13 protein-coding genes and 2 pseudogenes are annotated in these 19,534 nt (G+C 67.9%); 10 read left to right on the top strand and 5 right to left on the bottom strand.

Annotation, left to right across the window (positions count from 1 at the left end; all coding sequences use genetic code 11):
• Positions 1–83: 83 nt before the first annotated feature.
• Both AQJ46_RS01020 and AQJ46_RS01015 read right to left on the bottom strand, forming a co-directional pair.
• Positions 84–2,825: an AAA family ATPase gene (locus AQJ46_RS01020; protein ID WP_059203741.1), complete on the bottom strand. Its 2,742-nt coding sequence runs from the start codon at positions 2,823–2,825 to the stop codon at positions 84–86.
• Positions 2,826–2,930: 105 nt separating this feature from the next.
• Positions 2,931–3,917: a hypothetical protein gene (locus AQJ46_RS01015; protein WP_059203740.1), complete on the bottom strand. Its 987-nt coding sequence runs from the start codon at positions 3,915–3,917 to the stop codon at positions 2,931–2,933.
• Between the two features lie 643 nt (positions 3,918–4,560).
• On the opposite strand from AQJ46_RS01015, the gene AQJ46_RS01010 reads away from it, so the two are divergent.
• The 5 genes and pseudogenes from AQJ46_RS01010 (at position 4,561) to AQJ46_RS00995 (ending at position 9,039) form a co-directional block, all read left to right on the top strand.
• Positions 4,561–4,803 carry a DUF5133 domain-containing protein gene (locus AQJ46_RS01010; RefSeq protein ID WP_059203739.1) on the top strand — a complete coding sequence of 81 codons (243 nt, stop codon included), beginning with the start codon at positions 4,561–4,563 and terminating at the stop codon, positions 4,801–4,803.
• A gap of 220 nt (positions 4,804–5,023) precedes the next feature.
• Positions 5,024–6,949 carry an N-acetylmuramoyl-L-alanine amidase gene (locus AQJ46_RS01005; RefSeq protein WP_059203738.1) on the top strand — a complete coding sequence of 642 codons (1,926 nt, stop codon included), beginning with the start codon at positions 5,024–5,026 and terminating at the stop codon, positions 6,947–6,949.
• A 195-nt stretch (positions 6,950–7,144) separates the two neighbouring features.
• Positions 7,145–7,319 (top strand): annotated as a pseudogene (locus AQJ46_RS51590) (bifunctional 5,10-methylene-tetrahydrofolate dehydrogenase/5,10-methylene-tetrahydrofolate cyclohydrolase); the annotation flags it as partial.
• 137 nt (positions 7,320–7,456) lie between these two features.
• Positions 7,457–8,326, top strand: a complete 870-nt coding sequence (locus AQJ46_RS01000) for a helix-turn-helix transcriptional regulator (RefSeq protein WP_059203737.1) — start codon at positions 7,457–7,459, stop codon at positions 8,324–8,326.
• 350 nt (positions 8,327–8,676) lie between these two features.
• The gene (locus AQJ46_RS00995) at positions 8,677–9,039 is read left to right on the top strand and encodes a DUF3099 domain-containing protein (RefSeq protein ID WP_059204363.1); all 363 of its coding nucleotides are present in this window, start codon (positions 8,677–8,679) and stop codon (positions 9,037–9,039) included.
• Positions 9,040–9,941: 902 nt separating this feature from the next.
• Here AQJ46_RS00995 and AQJ46_RS51585 read toward each other — a convergent pair.
• Positions 9,942–10,450 (bottom strand): annotated as a pseudogene (locus tag AQJ46_RS51585) (NUDIX domain-containing protein).
• 101 nt (positions 10,451–10,551) lie between these two features.
• On the opposite strand from AQJ46_RS51585, the gene AQJ46_RS00985 reads away from it, so the two are divergent.
• The 4 genes from AQJ46_RS00985 to AQJ46_RS55290 all read left to right on the top strand — a co-directional run bounded on the left by AQJ46_RS00985 (position 10,552) and on the right by AQJ46_RS55290 (position 13,948).
• Positions 10,552–11,049 (top strand): Ohr family peroxiredoxin, encoded by a 498-nt coding sequence (locus tag AQJ46_RS00985; protein ID WP_059203735.1) that lies wholly within the window; start codon positions 10,552–10,554, stop codon positions 11,047–11,049.
• A gap of 106 nt (positions 11,050–11,155) precedes the next feature.
• Complete coding sequence (locus AQJ46_RS00980) at positions 11,156–12,856, top strand: FAD-dependent oxidoreductase (protein WP_059204362.1); 1,701 nt, start codon at positions 11,156–11,158, stop codon at positions 12,854–12,856.
• Positions 12,857–12,930: 74 nt separating this feature from the next.
• Positions 12,931–13,677: an SDR family oxidoreductase gene (locus tag AQJ46_RS00975; RefSeq protein ID WP_059203734.1), complete on the top strand. Its 747-nt coding sequence runs from the start codon at positions 12,931–12,933 to the stop codon at positions 13,675–13,677.
• Between the two features lie 97 nt (positions 13,678–13,774).
• Positions 13,775–13,948 (top strand): hypothetical protein, encoded by a 174-nt coding sequence (locus AQJ46_RS55290; RefSeq protein ID WP_159063973.1) that lies wholly within the window; start codon positions 13,775–13,777, stop codon positions 13,946–13,948.
• Positions 13,949–14,180: 232 nt separating this feature from the next.
• Here AQJ46_RS55290 and AQJ46_RS00970 read toward each other — a convergent pair whose 3' ends face one another.
• A complete protein-coding gene (locus AQJ46_RS00970; RefSeq protein ID WP_059203733.1) occupies positions 14,181–14,849 on the bottom strand; it encodes a sigma-70 family RNA polymerase sigma factor in 669 nt (222 codons plus the stop codon).
• A gap of 314 nt (positions 14,850–15,163) precedes the next feature.
• Between AQJ46_RS00970 and AQJ46_RS00965 the strand changes: the two genes are divergently transcribed.
• Positions 15,164–17,935 (top strand): helix-turn-helix transcriptional regulator, encoded by a 2,772-nt coding sequence (locus AQJ46_RS00965; RefSeq protein ID WP_059203732.1) that lies wholly within the window; start codon positions 15,164–15,166, stop codon positions 17,933–17,935.
• Here AQJ46_RS00965 and qcrB read toward each other — a convergent pair.
• Positions 17,932–19,530 (bottom strand): cytochrome bc1 complex cytochrome b subunit, encoded by a 1,599-nt coding sequence (qcrB, locus tag AQJ46_RS00960; protein WP_107117175.1) that lies wholly within the window; start codon positions 19,528–19,530, stop codon positions 17,932–17,934. The two genes, AQJ46_RS00965 and qcrB, sit on opposite strands and share 4 nt — an antisense overlap.
• Positions 19,531–19,534: the final 4 nt, after the last annotated feature.

Below are 19,534 nucleotides of genomic sequence, written 5' to 3'. Positions count from 1 at the left end.
TCAAGTCACTGGACGTTGGTCTCGCGTCGGTGGCCAGCGGCTCCATCTCTGCTGAGATCAGTGGGTCTGCGGCGGCGTATCGGTCAGAGCGCCGTGTGCAGGAGCCGGCGAGAAGTGATGTTGAGTTTGGCGTACACCTTGCGCAGGTGCCATTCCACGGTGTGCGGGCTGAGGAACAGCTGTGCGCCGATCTCGGTGTTGGTGAGCCCCGCACGGGCCAGCTGCGCGATCTGCGTTTCCTGGGGGGTCAGCGTCGCCGCGGCGGCACCAGTCCGCCGGGTCACGGTCTCGCCGGCGGCCCGCAGTTCGCGGACGGAGCGCTCGGCGAACGCGCCGGCGCCGAATTGACTGAAGAGGGTGTGCGCCACGCGAAGTTGCTCGCGGGCGTCGACGCGGCGGTTCTGCCGTCGCAGCCATTCACCGTACAGCAGGTGCGCCCGTGCCAAATCCGTCTTGACACGAGTACGTCCGAGTCGCTCAACAGCCTCGCGGTAGAGCTCTTCGGCAGAGTCCTCCTGGCCGAGCAGAGCCTGCGAGCGTGCCTGAACACCCAAGGCCCAGTCTGTGGCCGCGGCTTCGGTGGCCCGGGTCAGTTCGGCCAGTGCGGCCTCGGCCGCCTCGCGGTGACCGCTGCGTACTGCGGCCTCCACCAGTTCAGTCAATCCCCAGTGGTATACGGCGAGATCCTGCGGGTGCGCGCTCGCCTGACGGGCGGAGTCGAATGCCTCCTCGTATCGGCCCAAACCGTTGTAGAGCACGGCTCCGGCCCGATGGGCGACGGACACGCCGGCGCCTTCACCGCGATTCGTGGCGTCGTGCAGGCTGGTCCTGACAAGCCTGGCGGCCTCGCTTTCCCTTCCTCGCCAGGCGGCGAGGGTAAGCGTTCCGTAGGGCGTGAAGCTGTTGCTGCCGGCGGCCTGCTGGACACTGAGGCTCTCCGCGACGAGTAGTGCCGCCGCGTCCAGCTCACCGGCGAACGTGTGAACGACTACCCGTGAGTGGAGGGCGAGGGGCAACTCTGTCAGCGCGCCGACGCTGCGGGTCGTCTGCACGTGGCGCATCGCCAGCTCAGTCCAACCTTCGTCGTCCCACATCTCGGCAGCGAGGGCTGAGGCCAACCATGACCAGCGCAGGACCTGCTCGGGATCGGTCTCCCGGCGGAGCGCGCTCACCGCGTCACGCACGCCGGCGACGGCGGCACGGTACCCACTGGTGAACCGGGTGGCCAAGGCGTCCATGAGAAGGTCGGCGTTGCGTGACAGCCGTGTGCGGGACGGTGACGTCCTGTGCGCTGCTTCCGCCACCTCTCGCACCGTGGCCCCAACAGCGAGGCGCCCGGCGAACATGGCCGCTGACACGGTGTCCAGAAACGTCTCGCGAGCCAGGCCGACGTCGAGCGGGACCAAGCGCTGCGCGGCGGCCAGCAGGAGGGGGAGCGCTTCGGCGCCGCGGCTGTCGGCGAAGGCGATTTGAGCGTGGGTGAGGTGCACGCGAGCGTGACCGATTTCGTCCAGGACTCCGCTCTCGGCGAGGGACAGCAGGTCACGCGCCGCGGCTGGTGCGCCGGCGCGAAGCTTCGCTTGAGCTGCCGCGAGGGCACGCGTCGCTTTCCGTTGTGGCTGCGGAGTCAATACAGCCGCGTGTGCGAGAAACGCCGCGGCCGCGGCGGTGCCGCCGCGCGCCTGGGCCCGCACGGCGGATGACTCCAGTTCGGTGGCGATCGCCTCGTCGGGTCGCACGGTTGATCGTGCCAGGTGCCATGCACGACGGTCGGGATCGTGGCCGGGGTCGGTCACCTCTGCCAGGACGCGGTGGATCTCTCGCAGCTCCGCGAGTTCGGCCGACCGGTAGATTGCCGAGCGCAGAAGCGGATGCTTGAAACGCACCAGAGCATCGATGTCGAACAGCCCCGCTGCCACTGCCGGGCCTGCCGCTTCAGGATCGATGTCCAGGAGCGCCGCTGCGCGTCTGAGGAGTGTCACGTCGCCGATCGGTTCGGCGGCGGCTGCCAGCAGCAGTCGCTGCGTCGCGGGCGGGAGCGAGCGGACCCGCTCGACGTAGCTCCGCTCGATGCGGCCGGTCACCGGTCCGGGGTCCGGCAGGCCGAATCCGAGGGGTTCCGTCTCTTCCCGGCTGTGCGGAAGTTCCAGAAGCGCGAGGGGGTTGCCGCGGGCTTCTGCGAGGATTCGGTCGCGGACTCGTTCGTCCAAGGGACCGCCGGCCTCCGAAGCCAGAAGCGCGAGGGCGTCGCCGTTGTCGAGGCCGTCGATCGTCAGTTCAGGCAGTCCGGCGAACTCGTCGCGTGCCTTCAATTCACGTGTGGCGAACACCAGTGCGAGTGGTTCAGCGAGCATCCGCCGTGTCACGAATGCCAGAGTCTGTGCGGATACCCGGTCGACCCACTGCGCGTCGTCCACCAAGCAGAACAGCGGCTTTTCGGCGGCCACCTCGGTCAGCAGTCCGAGCACGGCGAGACCGACCAGGAACCGGTCCGGTGGTGGGCCGGTGCTGACCCCGAACGCCGTGGTCAGCGCTTCTCGCTGCGGGAGCGGAAGGGAGGCGGAGTGGCCTAGGAATGGCGCACACAACTGGTGCAGGGCTGCGAACGGGAGTTCCATCTCCGACTCGGCACCCGCACTGCGGGCGACGCGGTATCCGGCGACGTACCCGGCCAGATGATCGAGCAGAGCGGACTTTCCTATTCCGGCCTCACCGCGTAGGACAAGAGCTGAGCTCTGTCCGGCCTCGACTTTCGACGCCAGCTCTTCAAGCGCATTGAACTCGCGGCGCCGACCGCGCAGTTGCTTACGACCCTGTCCGCTCACCTTGACCCCCGCACGGGAGCATAACAACACCGCAGTCGATCAAGGCCGAAATGATGATGTCACGGTGAGCTCCGGTTCGGGGACGCGCAGGGAGTTCCGGCATTGTCAGGGTGTCGAACTGCTCAACCCCGGATCGTCGGCCGGCGGATGTGCTGCCGACCGCTGCACAGGCGCGGTCGTACGCTTAAGCGGCCAACGGCGGCTGACACCCACATGCAAAAGCACGCCCGAGCCCAGGGCGTTCACGCATACATGGGACACCCATCCCTCGGCACTTGAGGTTGTCCAGGTGAGCGTGCCCGCACGGGTGATCAGCCCGCCGAAGAGCCCGGCACCCACAACCACCGAGACAAAGAGAGTTGTCGCCCGCTCCCACGCCGCGGACATCTGGGAGCGGAAGGCTCCCTCGAAGAGCATGGCCACCAGCAGCCCGGCTGCGCTGAAACTGGTAACGGTGGCAAGGATGGTACGTGCCGCCACGCCGAACAAACCGTCGGGCAGTGCGAAGCTGAACGCCGTGTCGGCGACCACGAGCAGATTCCCCAGAGCGATCCGAAGCCATCGCCCGCCGAGTTTGTTCAACGGCCAGCCACGCCAAACGATGAAGAACCAGACCTGCCACGCCCCGCACAGCGCGAACACGGCACTGAGGTCCTCGTGCGAGAAGGGACCATCCTGACTGGTCAGGCCGGAGCCCGCCGGCGCGCGGAATCTGTACGCCGTGTACTGCACGAGGAGAGCCAGTCCCCAGGAGAGTGCCAGCGCTGCGAAACCCGCGACCAGCCTGGGCAGTCGCTTGAACGGCCAGCCCTCGCCCACGAGGGTGAGTTGCAGCATCGCGGTGAAGACCGTGAGTCCCAGCGGCATTGCGGCGGGATACAAGGATGCGCTGCCGAGTTCCGGGGTGGGGTTGAAGAGGCCGGACACGTCGAAATGGCCCACGATCATCCGGCCGACGGCCGCCAGGGCAATACCCGCCGCTGCGATCAGAAGCGTGTCCACAAGGGCCGACCAACCAGGGCGCGGGGTCGAACCCGGCCAGTCCTCCCACCAGAACGCGACCATGGAGACAACCGGCAGTGCGAACGTCATCAGTGGCGAGAGGGATGACCACCGCGCTCTCGGCACCGTCCGGTCCGAAGGCGAGCAGTGCGGCCAGTGGAACGACTACCAGTAGCCCGGCAAATCCAAGACCCGGCTGGGCGGCAAGGCGTGCACGTTCGGCGTTGAGAAAGGCCTCGGAGTGCCGGAACCGGGGGGCGTTATCGTCGGCTGGTCGGGCAGCCTCTGGAACCAGATGCGTCTCGCGAAAGTCCCGCGCCTGGATTGGACCTTTGATTTATCCATGAAACGCACCATGAGATGTTGTTCCGTGTGTCTCTGCCATCGAGTATCGGTCGTGGCACAGTAAATCGGTAGCCAGGAAGGGACTTTGAGCCCCCATCGGAGCTGCCCGACCATAGAGACCGAGTGCATGCCCTAGGTGTGACACTGTGTTGGCGAGCGGCCAGCGCGTGAAAGGTCGTCCCTCCAGCCGTGGTGTCACAAACAGGTGCTCTGGGTGGTCCTTGTGTGAGGACGGCCAAGTGAGCCGCCGACTCGCCGAATCAGTGCGTGTGAAGGCAGGCTCCATTTTCTGTGCCCTCTGTCGGGGGAGTTGGCGTGCGGTTGGCCAACGTGCCGGAGGAATAAGGGCGCCTGAAGGACTGTGCTGCAAGAGGGAGAGGGAACCGCAGTGATCGTTCCTGTGGAGAAGGAAGTGCGTATTGCGCTCGCCCGGTTCGCGCAAGCGCGGATCGAGTACGACGTCTGCCCCACGGGCCGGACCAGGCGGGCTCTGGAGGACGCGAAGTACACGCTGTGTGTCATGACCGGAGTGCGCACCGCCGAGCAGGCGCTAGTTGCGGCGGACACACTGCTGCAGCAGTACAGCACCCGCCGGAGGGGGAGTGATCGCCCCGACTGGCCCGATCGCTGAGGGGTGGCCGGTCACCTGTGCTACTGGGCCGAGAAGGATCGTTGCCTCGCGGACGGATCACGGCGCTGATACGTTCCGGTCCGTAGCATCGGTGTCACAACTCGCCTGGCTGGCCTGTCATGTTGGCATCGGCGCCTCCGGATCGTTCCAGCGATTGGGCTGCTCGACCGCCCGGCGGTGGCTTCTTCGACAGGTTTTCAACCGCATAAGGATCAGCATCTTGCACAAGAGAAGAGTGCGGCTCCGTCCCTCGGTCGCCCTTGCGATCGGCGCGCTGGTAGCAGGGAGCCTTGCCACGCTGCCGTTCACCGCGCTGGCCGAGGGTGCCGGCGACTCCCACGGCGACTCCCGGCAGCAGGACTTCACAGCGGCAGCCGCTGAGTACCACGTTCCCCTCAGCGTCCTGCTCGGCGTGGCCTACCAGGAGTCGGGGTGGCAGTCACACGGCGCACAGCCCAGCACCGACGGCGGTTTTGGGCCCATGCACCTCACCGACGTCACCCCGGCGATGCTCGCCGGCGGTGACGCGGGTGCCGCGGGACGCAGTGACCTCGCCTCCCTCGCCTCGAATCCGGCCCTGCACACGCTGCAGGCTGCCGCGAAACTCACCGGACAGAGCCCGGAGACACTGCGGAAGGACCCCGCGGAGAACATTCGAGGCGGTGCGGCGCTACTCGCCTCCTACGCGAAGCAGGTAACTGACGGCACGCCGGCAGACCCGTCGCAGTGGTACGGCGCCGTGGCCCGCTACAGCCAGTCGACCCAGAGGCAGGGCGCCGTTCGCTTCGCGAACCGCGTCTACGGCACCATCCGCAGTGGAGCTGCCGATGTCACAGACGACGGTCAGCAGGTCCAGCTGAAAGCCAGTCCTTCGGTGCGGACTGCAGATGCGCAGATCGACCAGTTGCACCTCAAGGCCACAACAGACGTCGACACCGAATGTCCGTCGACCGTGGCCTGCACGTTTGTCGCCGGCTCTCCGGCCGGCGGCCAGGTCTCGAACCGGCCTGCCAACGGCATACGGATCGACACCATCGTGATTCACGACCTGGAGGGCTCCTACGACTCCGGGGTCGCGGGACTCGCAGACCCGAAGAACGTCGCCTCGACGCACTACGTGATGCGGTCCTCGGACGGCGCGGTGACGCAGATGGTGCCCACGAAGAACATCGCCTTCCACGCGGGCAACTACTCCACGAACCTGCACTCCATCGGTATCGAGCATGAGGGATACGCCGTGCAGGGCGCGACCTGGTACACCGAGGCGCAGTACCAGGCCACGGCCGACCTCGTGACGTACCTTGCGGACCGTTTCGACATCCCTCTGGACCGTCAGCACGTCCTGGGCCACGACAACGTTGCCGGGCCGAACTCCTCGCTGGTGTCCGGCATGCACTGGGACCCGGGCAACGGTTGGGACTGGGACCACTTCATGCGCCTGCTCGGCCGCCCCATCAGCGGACTGCACAGCGTCCCGTCCGAGGGCTCGGTCGTATCCATCGACCCGCCCTTCGACGACAATGTGCAGACGGTCCAGGTCTGCCCGTCCGACGATCCGACGGGCGCCACGACATCCTGCACAGACAAGCAGCAAGCGTCGAACTTCGTGTACCTGCGCACCGCTCCCGACGCGGAGGCACCCCTCTTCGGTGACCAGGCGATCCATGGGACCGCTGCCGGCACGAATCGAATCAACGACTGGGGCAGCACCGCACAGGCCGGCCAGCAGTTTGTCGTCGCCGAGGTTCAGGGCGACTGGACTGCCGTCTGGTACAGCGGCGCCAAGGTCTGGTTCCACAACCCCGAAGGCAAGAACACCCGGCCCGTCTACGGCGTGAAGATCATCGAGCCCGCAGGCACCACACCCGTGGCTGTCTACGGATCCAGCTACCCGGACAAGTCCGAGTACCCCGCCGGCCTGGGCGCGTCGACGCAAGCACCGTTGAGCATGTACTCGGTCCCGGCGGGACAGGCCTACGTCGCCACCCAGCCGGCGACAGCCACCGACGACTACTTCGCCTCATCCGGAACGGTCGTCATCGGCAGCAAGAAGATGTACACCATCCAGTACAACCACCGCGTGGCACTCGTCTACGCCAATGACGTCACCGCGACCACCGCCACGCGGCACTGGGAAGACAACTAGACCGTGTTTGTGGGAATTTCGACCGCGTGACACAAGCATGTCCGACTGCCGCCAGCGAGGTCATCCTGCGGTGATCATGCTGGCGGCGGCTTCTTCACTTCCAGCAGCAGCACTCGTCTGCGAGTTCGGGAGGCATCTGGTGTGTGGATGCGTCAGGAATGTTCACATGCACTGACGTCACCGCGCAGAGGTGGGCAGGCGTACGACGTCGGCCTGGCCGGCAAGCATGCCGTCGTGGTGGGTCGCAGCGCGATTCCTGGCAAACCGGCCGGGATGCTCCTTCACCCCGGTTCCCGGCGGTGTCGGGCCGATGACCATTGCCGTCCTGCTAGCGCAGACCGTCGAAGCCGCCGCGAACCGGCTCGGCACGCGGCACCCCACCCGTCGGCCGCAGCCGCTTTCTACGCACCGGATCCGTTCAGGCCGGGTTGCCCCCGGCATCCCGGCGCCGACACCCCCGCCTCCGTAGAAGTCGGCACGGCCCCGTAACAATGAGAAGGGGAAGCTATGGCAGACCGAGCAGCACTGGCGGCGTTCCTGCGGGCGCGCCGAGAGTCACTGCAGCCTGAGGACGTGGGTCTGCCCCGTGGACGTCGCAGGCGCACGGGTGGACTGCGCCGCGAGGAAGTCGCGGCACTGTGCGACATATCAGTCGACTACTACGGCCGGCTCGAACAACCGCGGGGCCCTCACCCGTCTGAGCAGGTGCTTGCCGCAATAGCCCGAGGTCTGCATCTGTCGTTGGAAGAGCGAGATCATCTGTTTTGGATCGCCGGCCACACCGCGCCTCGCCGTGTGCGGCGCGGTGACCACATCAGTCCAGGAATGATGCGCATCCTGGACCACCTGGAAGACACACCCGCCCAGGTGATGAACCACCTTGGCGAAACCCTGAAGCAAACACGGCCCGCGGTTGCGCTCCTGGGCGACGAGACCGCCTACACGGGCTTGGCGCGCAGCGCCCACTACCGCTGGTTCACCGACCCGGCCTCCCGGCTCGTACATCCCGAGAGCGACCACGCCGCACAGAGCCGTCTGATGGCAGCGGACCTCCACGTCGCCTACACACACGACGGCGAAAACTCCCGTGCCGCGAAGCTCGTCGACGCACTCAGCCAGGAGAGCTCCGAGTTCGCCGCACTGTGGCACGAGCACCTCGTCCTGGGGCCCCACTGCGCCTCCAAACGCTTTCTGCACTCACAGGTCGGGGCGCTTGAACTGCACTGCCAGACGCTCGTGGACCCAGAGCAATCGCAGCGGCTCGTCGTCTACACAGCGGTACCGGGCACGGAGAGCCACACCAACCTGCAACTCCTGTCTTTGCTGCCCATCGCGGAGGGGACGGCGAGTTCGGTCAACACGGCCCGCCCCTGGTGACGACGACCACCTGCACCTTCGCAGCACGCCGGCCGGACTGCTCGTCCGCATGTGACGAGGACCTTCGCGGGGACTGCTGTCACAGATGCGGCGGCGATGCTGTCAATACGTACGGCAGGTATGTCCTCATCGACAGGAAGCTCAACCATAGCTATGTGCTCGACCCCGTCGATGAAGTGCCTCGGGTTATCGGTACTTTCTTTGTCGACGACGTTCTCCTGCCAGAGACGCGGGTTGAAGCGTGCCGGGTCTTTCAGGTAGCCGCGGCTGCGCGTCAGCCTTTCGGCACCATGCGCAGCACATGATCCCCATTGACCAGGAAGTCCAAGACAGGCAGGCGATGAAGCGTGATCAGCAAGCAGAGCAACGTCCAGGTCTTCCGGATCACCGCGGCGCGGAAAGGGCTGAACGAGGACATCCGCGCCCGGCAGCGACGCTACGTCATTGCCATGTCGGTGCGTACGGTGGCGGTGATCCTGGCTGCCACTCTGTGGAACGTCGAACGGCCCGTTGCGCTTGTCGCGCTGGTCCTCGGTATCGGCCTGCCCTACATCGCCGTCGTCATCGCCAACGGGGGCCGCGAGAAAGCCTCGGCACCCCAGGCGTCGTTCGTCGCCGCACCGTCCCGTCTCGTGATCGCTCCGCCGCGGCGCGAGGGTTCCGCGGCGTCGGCCCCCGAGGACATGGCCACCGGGGCGGCTACGACCTTGTGACCCGAACCGAATGATGCGAACTGAGCTACAGCCGCCGCGGCACTCATGCCATCCACGTCGGTATGTCGCAGTCTGCCCTTACCCGCGTCCGATGGGAGACGAGTTCCGGGGGAGCGGTGGGTGATCAGCGCCGTGGGTCAGCGAGGCGCTGCGGTAGCTCCGTCGATGAGACGATCGGCTGCCGCGTCGGTACGGGCGACGTCATGGGTCACAAGGCGGTCCTGGCACAATCCGCGCAGGCCGGAAACAAGCAGCGTGGCTGCGGCTCGCGCCTGTGGTCTCGTCTTCCGGACAAACACCGGTAGTGGACCAAAAGCTGCTCCAGTCCGGTGCAGCCGTGCAAGCTGACTTCGTTCTGCGCGGTCGACTCGGCGGCACTCCGTTCGGCGGCGCATTCGACGAGACTGACGCAACGATTCGTCGTGGGTGAGTCAGCAAGTCAAGCTGTGTCCAAGGCGTTGGCGGCCGGGAAGGGACGGCGACACGTGGACCGCCCCGGGTCCCGTCGGCGGCGCCCCGTCGAAACGCCCCTGTCCCCGGCTATCGCGCCTTACGAATTGGTGGGGCCCAGTTACGCAGCGACGCGTGGGGGACGTCTCGATATCGCCGGTTCAGCCGCCGCCTCGCACCGAGGCAGAGCGACCGCGCGATAAGAGCTCTCGGCTAGACGCCAGTCAAGACCTCAAGCTGCGCAGATCGATGGCTTCGTTGCCAGGGTGGTCGGGTCACCGATTGATGCAGTGGAGAACCATCGTGGTCCCGACGGCTCGGACAGAGTCCCGGCCCCGCCGCCACGGCCGCGAATTGCCTCCGCCGAGTGATACATGGCTGCACTGGACGCAACCCTGGGATCCGGCTGTTGGCGGCGTAGCACAGTGCACCGCTGTGTCGGGTGGCCTCTCTTACCAACCGTCGAGCGAGACCTGGGGCCCGTCGCTGAGGTAGCGATGGAGGGCGCTGGCGGTGGTATCCACGAACTCCTCGGGGATGGAGTCGGCGCCGACCCAGCAGACCTGGGCGTGCTTTCGAGGTTCCCTGTTCTCGGGTTCGCCGGTCCATTCGTGGGCGGCGAAGACGATGGTGAGGAGGCCGTTGGGGGCTTCCCCGCCCAGGCGCCGTTGCTGATGTGGGCGACTTTCAGGGACTCTGGCATCACGGTCAGGCCGGTCTCTTCGTACAGCTCGCGTACGGCGGTTTCGGTGATGGGCTCGCCGGGTTCACTCTTGCCGACGGGGAGGTCCCACATGCCCTGGGCGAACTTGGCGTTCTGGCTGCGCTGGAGGAGGACGACTCGGTTAATGGTCTCGTCGTGGACGATGACGGCGGCGACCAGGAGGGTCATGGATTCGAGGCCCTGCTGACCGAGGCCGCGCGCGTCACAAGAGCGGCTACTCGTCGGTCTTCCAGTCATCCGGTTGTCCGGTATCCGGGGACACCACGACGCAAAGGCGCGCTCACGATGACTTGCAGCCCAGCTGATCCGGCACGTCGCAGCACCACGGGAGCGACGCGGTGACCGAGCCGATCCAGCCCCCCGACCTGTCCACCGAGAACGACTTCGACGGGAACTCCTTCGCTCCCCTCTACACCACGACGGTGACCGTGACCGGCGGGACGGCGTCCCACGGGAGAGCCTCGGGGAGGGCACGCTCGGACGACGGAATCCTCGACCTCGACCTGCGTCTGCCCGCCGAACTGGGCGGCGACGGCCGGGGAACCAATCCCGAGCAGCTGTTCGCCGCCGGGTTCGCGGCCTGCTTCCACGGCGCGCTGAGCCTCGTCGCACGACAGGCCGCGCTCGACCCCGCCGCGATATCCGTCGAGGCGAGGGTGGCGTTCGGACGCAGTCCGCAGGACGGCGGATACGTCCTGCACATCGACCTGGTCGTCAGCTGGCCGGGCGTCACCCCTGAGGTCGCCACCCCGCTCCTGCAGCGGGCCGACGCACTGTGCCCCTACGCGAGGATGGCCTGGCACGGCACACCGACCACCATCACGCTGGCCACCTGAAGCCACGGCCGTGGTGTCACAGATCGCGGGACTGCCCGGTCGTACTGGATGAAGACCCCAGCGAACGGAGTGGACCGTGGCTGTCACCGAACAACGTCTTGCCACCATGGTGCTGGTGATCGGCACCGGAGGTGCCGGCCTGCGCGCGGCGATCGAACTGGCCGAGGCCGGCATCGACGTCCTCGCCGTCGGCAAGCGCCCGAAGGAGGACGCCCATACGTCACTGGCGGCCGGCGGCATCAACGCGGCGCTGGCCACCATGGACCCCGAGGACAGCTGGCAGCAGCACGCCGCCGACACCCTCAAGGAGAGCTACCTCCTCGCCGATCCCCGCACCGTGGAAATCGTCACCCAGGGCGCCGCCCGGGGCATCGACGACCTGGAGCGCTACGGCATGGCCTTCGCCCGCGAGGAGGACGGCCGGATCTCGCAGCGCTTCTTCGGCGCGCACAAGTTCCGCAGGACCGCCTTCGCCGGCGACTACACCGGCCTGGAGATCCAGCGCACGCTGATCAGGCGCGCGGAGCAGCTCGACATCCCGGTGCTGGAAGGGGTGTACATCACCCGGCTGCTGGTGCACGAGGGCGCCGTGTTCGGGGCGTACGGCTTCGACCTCACCAGCGGCAGGCGCTACCTGATCCACGCCGACGCCGTGATCCTCGCGGCGGGTGGCCACACCCGCATCTGGCGGCGCACCTCCTCGCGGCGTGACGAGAACACGGGGGACTCCTTCCGCCTGGCCGTGGAGGCCGGGGCCAGGCTGCGCGACGCCGAGCTGGTCCAGTTCCACCCTTCCGGGATCATCGAGCCGGAGAACGCCGCGGGCACCCTGGTCAGCGAGGCCGCCCGTGGCGAGGGCGGCCTCCTGCGCAACGCGCTCGGGGAACGCTTCATGGCCCGCTACGACCCGGAGCGCATGGAGCTGTCCACCCGCGACCGTGTGGCCCTGGCCGCGTACACGGAGATCAAGGAAGGCCGGGGCACGCCCAAGGGAGGTGTGTGGCTCGACGTCTCGCACCTGCCCCGGCAGACGATCATGACGCGACTGCCCCGCGTCTACCAGACCCTGCTGGACCTGCAGATGCTCGACATCACCCGCGAACCGATCGAGATCGCGCCCACCGCGCACTACTCGATGGGCGGGGTGTGGGTGCGCCCGGAGGACCACAGCACCGACGTACGCGGCCTGTACGCCATCGGCGAGGCGTCGAGCGGGCTGCACGGCGCCAACCGCCTCGGCGGCAACAGCCTCATCGAGCTGCTGGTGTTCGGCCGCCTCACCGGTCAGGCGGCCGCGGCGTATTCGCAGTCCCTCACGGCGCAGCCGCGGTCGGCGTCGGCCATCGCGCAGGCCCGCGCGGAGATCGACGGACTCCTCGCCGCCGACGGGCCGGAGAACGTCCGTGCCCTGCAACGCGCCATCCGCGACACCATGACCGAGCACGCGGGAGTCGTACGCGACGAGGACGGCCTGTGCGCCGGACTGGCGGAACTCGAGGTGATCGAGAAGCGCATGGAGGCCGTCGGCATCCACCCGGACATCGCGGGCTATCAGGACCTCGCGCACGCCTTCGATCTCAAGTCCGCCGCGCTGGCGGCCCGGGCCACCCTCGAATCGGCGCTGGAGCGCCGGGAGACGCGTGGCTGTCACAACCGCAGCGACTACCCCGGCCTGGATTCCGCTCTGCAGGTGAATCTCGTGTGGTCCCCGACGACGGGCGTCACCCGCGAGAGCATTCCGGCCCTCCCCGATGAGATCTCCTCCCTGATGGAGGAAGTCTCGACCACGGGCAAGCTCGTCGAATAGAAGGTGTCACAAACAGATCCGGTGCCCGGTCTCTACTGATAGAGGCATCAGGGAAACTCGAAAGGAACTCCGTTATGAAGGTCGTAGTGATCGGTGGAACCGGGCTCATCGGCTCGAAGGTGGTCGCCGGGCTCGGCGCGCATGGACACGAGGCGGTCGCGGCGTCGCCCAACACCGGCGTCAACACGCTGACCGGTGAGGGCCTCGCCGAGGTCCTGCAGGGTGCGTCGGTGGTGGTCGACGTGTCGAACTCGCCCTCGTTCGAGGACGAGGCCGTCATGGAGTTCTTCCGCACCTCGACGACCAATCTGCTCAAGGCGGAGACCCAGGCCGGCGTGGCGCATCACGTGGCGCTGTCCGTGGTCGGCACCGACCGCCTCCAGGGGAGCGGGTACTTCCGCGCCAAGCAGGTCCAGGAAGACCTGATCAAGACGGCCGGCAACCCCTACTCCATCGTCCACGCCACCCAGTTCTTCGAGTTCGCGAAGGGACTCGCCGACGGGGTCACCGAGGGTGACACCGTGCACCTGCCCGACGCCAAGATCCAGCCCATCGTCTCCGACGACGTGGCCGCGGCCGTCGCCCGCACCGCGGTCGGCGCACCGGTGGGCGGCGTGGTGGAGGTCGCCGGTCCCGAGGCGTTCCAGCTGGAGGAGTTCATCCGCATGGGACTGACCGCCCAGAACGACCCCCGCAAGATCGTCACGGATCCGCAGGCGACGTACTGGGGCGCCCCGCTCCAGGAGAACACGCTCCTGCCCGGCCCGGACGCGCACATCGCGGAAACCCGGTTCGCCGACTGGCTTACCCGGCAGAAGTAAATTCTCAAGGTGGCCCTCACCGAAAGGCGAGGGCCACCGCGTTCATTCCGCCAGGAAAATGGCTCGCGCTGCTCAAACGCAAAATCATGGAGACACGATGTCCCTGATCGATGAGGACCGCGTCGACCTCGCAGCGACATTCGAATCGCTGACCGCCGAAGCCGCCGAGCTTCGTACCAGGGTCACGGAACTGCGCCGGGAACTCGCGGACCTAGGCGAGCGCATGCACGTCATTTCCACCGCACTGAACAGGCATGCACCCGGCCGCTGATCTCCTCGGCCGGGCCACGCCGCCGCCCTGTCGAAGGCGGCGCCCGGGGCACTCAGGTGAGATGCCGGTCCTGTCGGCCGCGGAACAAGGGTGCGGCAGGACGCGCCGACGCGGGGGTACGCGCCGACGACGTCGAGCCCGGAGCCGTGGCGACGGGCTGAGCCCGGGCAGTCGCCATCGACGAGATGGCGTCCGCCCGCCCGGCCAGTCCCGCTGACCCCTGCCGCAGCGGTCACCGCCGACCGCCCGCATCGGTCGACAGCACCCTTTCCAGGTGCCCGAGGTCGCCGGTCTGGGCCGCCGAGAAGAACGCCTGAACAAGACGCCGGTGCGCGACGGAGTCGACCTGCTGCCTGGGGTGGTCCCCGTGGAGACGCCGCTGGGCGCGTGCCACCTGCTGCCTCGTGTTGACGACGCTGAGGTGCAGGATCTCGGCGATCCGGTCGTACGGGCAGCCGAAGCCCTCCCGCAGCACGTACGCGGCGCGTTGCCTCGGAGTCAGGGTTTCCATCAGCAGGAGAACCGCCCGCTCGACGGCGTCCTGTCGCTCGGCCACCTCTTCGGGGCCCGCGTGGTGGTCCACCCGCTCCGGGAGCGAGGGGCTGTCACAGGACTCCCGGCGCTTCCAGGCGGACTGGACGACGTTGATGGCCAGCCGGACGGTGGTCGTCCTGAGCAGTGCCGGCGGATTGGAGACGGTCGTGCGGTCGGCGTCCTGCCACCGCAGCCACGTCTCCTGAATGACGTCCTCGGCTTCGTGCGCGTTTCCGACAATGTGCCTGGCGAGGGTGAGCAGGCCCGGCCTGGCCTGCACGAACACCCAGGTCGCGTCGTCCAGCGCGATGACGGATGTGCCCGTCGTCTCCCGGCTCTGCCCGGTCCCGGTCAGATGTGTGTCCATGCCCGGCTCCTCTGCTCCGTGGGTCAGCAGCTCGAAGAGCAGCCGGCATCAATGTCGCGCCCGAGGGCAGCCCGGTGCGCCCTTGGAAGGCCGTAGGGGACTGCGTGGTCGTGCCGTGGGAGGTCCGTGGCCGGCCCGTCCGGACCGTCGTTCCGGTCGGCACTCGATCCACCACGTCCACTCAAAGTCGGAAGTTCTCCGCTTTCGCAGCCGTTTACGATGGATCAGGCTCGCCTCGGTCGCACCACGGCCGCAGTGATCCAGCTACGCACCGGCCGACGCGCCGCCTTGAGGACCTGACGTGGGAGGCTGCCATGACGAGCCGCGGTTCCGGAGCCGGACTCCTCGGCAGGCGCAGCGAGCGTCAGGCCCTCGACGACCTGCTGGCGGGTGCCAGGGACGGGCGCAGCGGAGTCCTGGTCCTTCGGGGTGAGGCGGGGATCGGGAAAACCGAGCTGCTGAAGTACCTGCTGGGTCGCGCCACCGGATGCCGTACCGTCGGCGCTGCCGGCGTCCAGTCCGAGATGGAGCTCTCCTACGCCGGCCTGCACCAGCTCTGCGCACCGCTGCTGTCGGGACTCGACAACCTTCCGGAGCCTCAGCGCGACGCACTGCGCACGGCGTTCGGGCTGCACGGCGGAGCCGCGCCCGACCGGTTCCTGGTGGGGCTGGCCACGCTGAGCCTCCTCTCCGACGCCGCTGGGGGCGAGCCGCTGATCTGCGTCATCGACGACGCGCAGTGGCTGGACCGCGTCTCGGCACAGACCCTGGAGTTCGTCGCCCGCAGGCTGCTCGCGGAATCGGTGGTGCTCGCCGTCGCCGTGCGCGAGCCGACCACCGGTGAGATGTTCACCGGCCTCCCCGAGCTGCCCGTGACCGGGCTGTTCGAGGAGGACTCCCGAAAGCTTCTCGCCTCGGTCGTCACCGGCCCGCTCGATCACAGGGTGCGTGATCGCATCGTCGCGGAGACCCGCGGCAACCCACTCGCCCTGCTCGAACTGCCCCACACGCTCACGGTGTTGGACCTGACCGACGACTTCGCGCGTACCGGCGCGGGGCCTGTGTCGAACCGGCTGGAGCAGGACTTCCTCCGCCGTGTCCAGGCGCTGCCGACCGAGACGCAACGCCTGCTGTTCCTCGCCGCTGCCGAGCCGGTCGGCGACGTGACGCTGCTCAGGCGTGCAGCCGAGCGGCTGGGAATCGCCGTGGACGCGGCCGCGGCGGACGCCGAGGCGTCGGGATTGATCACCCTCGGCGCCTGGGCGCGCTTCCGTCACCCGCTGGTGCGTTCGGCGGCCTATCGCGCGGCAGGCCCGGTCGACCTGCGCGAGGTGCACAGTGCCCTGGCGGACGTGACCGACGCCCAGCTTGATCCGGACCGTCGGGCGTGGCATCTGGCGCGTGCGACGGCGGGACCCGACGAGGCGGTGGCCGCCGAGCTGGAGCGGTCGGCGGCCCGGGCGCAGGCGCGTGGCGGAGTCGCCGCGGCGGCGGCCTTCCTCGACCGGGCCGCCCAGTTGACGCCCGACCCCACGCGTCGTGGAGCCAGGGCGCTGGCGGCGGCACAGGCCAAGTACCAGGCGGGCGCTTTCGACGCCGCGCGGGAACTGGCGGGAGCGGCCGAGCTGGGCCCCCTCGACGACCTCGGAGCCGCACGGTCGACCCTGCTGCGCGGTCGGATCATGACCGCCTCCAACAGCGCCGGCGCCGGCCTGCCGCTGCTGCTCGAAGCGGCCCGGCGACTGGAGCCGCTCGACGCCGGGCTCGCCCGTGAGACGTACCGGGACGCGATCTACGCGGCCCTCACCGCCGGCCGGCTGCCGCAGGGCAAGGGGATTCTCGACGTCGCCCAGGCCATTCTCGCGACGCCCACGCCCGCCGAACCGACACGCGACGATCTCCTTCTGGACGGACAGGCGCTGCTGACCACAGAGGGTTACGCCGCGGGCGCGCCGATGCTGCTCCAGGCGCTGGCCGCGTTCCGGGCCGGCGCGATCTCGCCGAAGGAAGGGCTGGGCTGGCTCCCGCTCGCATGCCGCCTGGCCCACAGCACATGGGACTTCGAGAGCTGGTCCGTCCTCTCGGCACGGCTGGTCGACCTCGCCCGCGAGACGGGAGCCCTGTCGGTGCTGCCGTCGGCACTGCTGCTCCGTCTGTCGAACCGGGTCTTCGCCGGCGATCTCGCCGGTGCCGGATCCCTGGTCGCGGAGGCGACGGCGATCGGTGAGGCGACCGGCAGCAGTTTCTTCGCGCACTACAGCGCGCTGGTCGTCGAGCCCTGGAAGGGCAGGGAGGCCACGACCCAACAGGCGATCGATGCGGTCACCCAGGATCGCCTCCTGCGCGGCGAAGGCAAGGTGGAGACGGCCACGCAGTGGGCCGCGGCGGTGCTCTACAACGGCCTCGGCAGGTACGCGGAGGCGTATGCGGCCGCCCTGCGGGGCTGCGAGAATCCGCAGGAACTCGGTCTCTCCCTCCAGTCCACGGTCGAGCTGGTCGAGGCTTCCGTACGGCTGGGCAGACCCGCGGACGCGGCCGCGGCGGTGCGCAGAATCAGCGACATGGCGCAGGCCGCCGGTACCGAGTGGGCTGTCGGCACCGCGTCCGGCGTCCGTGCTCTGGTGAGCGAAGGGCAGCGTGCCGATGCCCTGTACCGTGAGGCGGTCGAGCGGCTCGGCAGCGCGGGAGTGCGGATGGATCTCGCCCGGACCCACCTGCTGTACGGGGAATGGCTGCGCCGTGAGAATCGCCGAGCCGACGCCCGTGCTCACCTGGGCATCGCGCACGACATGCTCAGCGCCATCGGAGCCGGGGCATTCGCCGAACGCGCTCGCCGCGAACTTCAGGCGACGGGAGCGAGGGTCCGCAGGCATTCCGCCGCGACACAGGTCGCCCTCACCCCTCAGGAGGAGCAGATCGCCCGCCTGGTCCGTGACGGTCTCACGAATCCCGAGATCGGCGCCCAGTTGTTCATCAGTCCCCACACGGTGGAATGGCACCTGCGGAAGGTGTTCTCGAAGCTGGGCATCAGCTCCCGCAAGGAGATCCGCACCATACGCCTCGCCGGTGAGGCGGCGTCGGCCTAGGCATGATCCTCGGAGCGCTCCTTCTGCCTCACCTGGTATTCCTGCGCGGTCGGCTTGGCGATCTGTGCACCTTCTCCGTAAAGGGTCTCACTGAGCCAGGAACGCAGCTGCCGGGCAAGGCGGAATGCGATCTTGAGGTCCTCCGTTCCGTCCCCGACGCCGGGACCGATCGGCTTGTACTGCTCGTGCTGGGTGAGAACGTGGAGTTGTTCCTGGCTGAGCGGCTCGTGCACCTCGACGAATTCACCGTTGGGCAGGCGTGTGATGCTGCCGGTCTCGCGTCCGTGCAGGACTTTGTCGCGGTCGCTGCGCTGAAGACCGAGCGCCAGCCGTTTGGTCAGCGCATAGGTCGCGACAGGAACCACGAAGAGTCCGATGCGGACCGCCCAGGTCACCGACTCGACCGAGACATGGAAACGGACGGCGATGATGTCGTTCGCGGCGCCGATCAAGGACACCAGGTAGAAACTGAGCCATGCGACGCCCAATGCCGTTCGTACGGGACGGTTACGCGGTCGGTCCAGAAGGTTCTGTTCGCGCGTGTCACCGGTCGCCCAGGACTCGATGAACGGATACGCGCCCAGGGCGAGGAAGAGGCCGACACCTACGGTCAACGGAATCAGGTTGTCGAGCGCCAGGGTATGACCCCAGAAGTCGACTTCCCAGCCCGGCATCACCCGAAGCAGTCCGTCCGCCACGCCCATGTACCAGTCCGGCTGTGACCCGGCCGAAACCTGGTCGGCACGGTAAGGCCCGTACTGCCAGACGGGATTGATCTGTGCGACCGCGGCCATGCCGAAGATGACACCGCTCACCAGCAGGAAGTACCCGGAGGACTTGACGACGCGTACCTTGGCCGGCACTCCCACGACATTGCTGTTGGTACGTCCACGGCCCGGGTACTGGGTGTGCCCGTGGTAGAGCATCAGGGCCAGATGGGCGGTCAGCAGTCCCACCATGAGGCCGGGGAGGACCAGCACATGGATGGTGTTGAAGCGGGCTACCAGCTCGGTGCCGGGGAACTCGCCTCCGAAGAGGAACATCGACAGGTACGTTCCGACGACGGGAATGGACAGGATCGTTCCGTTCACGACGGCGAGACCGGTACCGGACAGCAGGTCGTCCGGGAGGTCGTATCCCGTCAGTCCGGCGAACATGGCGAGGACCAACAGCAGGAATCCGATCAGCCAGTTGATTTCGCGCGGCTTGCGGAAGGCGCCCGTGAAGAACACCCGCATCATGTGGGTGAACAGGGCGGCGACGAAGACCAACGCCGCCCAGTGATGGGCCTGCCGGATCAGCAGACCGCCGCGGACGTCGAAGGATATGTGCAGGGTCGAGTCGAAGGCCTCCGACACCGTCTGGCCGCGCAGCGGTGCGTAACTTCCGTTGTACTGCACCTCCTTCATCGACGGATGGAAGTAGAAGGTCAGATACACGCCCGTGACGACGAGAACGACGAAGCTGTAGAGGCAGATTTCCCCCAGCATGAAGGACCAGTGGTCCGGAAAGGCCCGTTGCGCTCTTTCCCTGACCAGTCTGCGGACGCCCAAGCGCCCGTCGGCCCAGTCGGCGACCCTTTCACCCTTGCTCATGGCA

The organism is Streptomyces canus, assembly GCF_001514145.1.
In the GTDB taxonomy this organism is placed as follows: Bacteria; Actinomycetota; Actinomycetes; order Streptomycetales; family Streptomycetaceae; genus Streptomyces; species Streptomyces canus.
The sequence above is the reverse complement of the archived record's forward strand: the minus strand, read 5'-3'. Positions and strand labels throughout refer to the sequence as shown.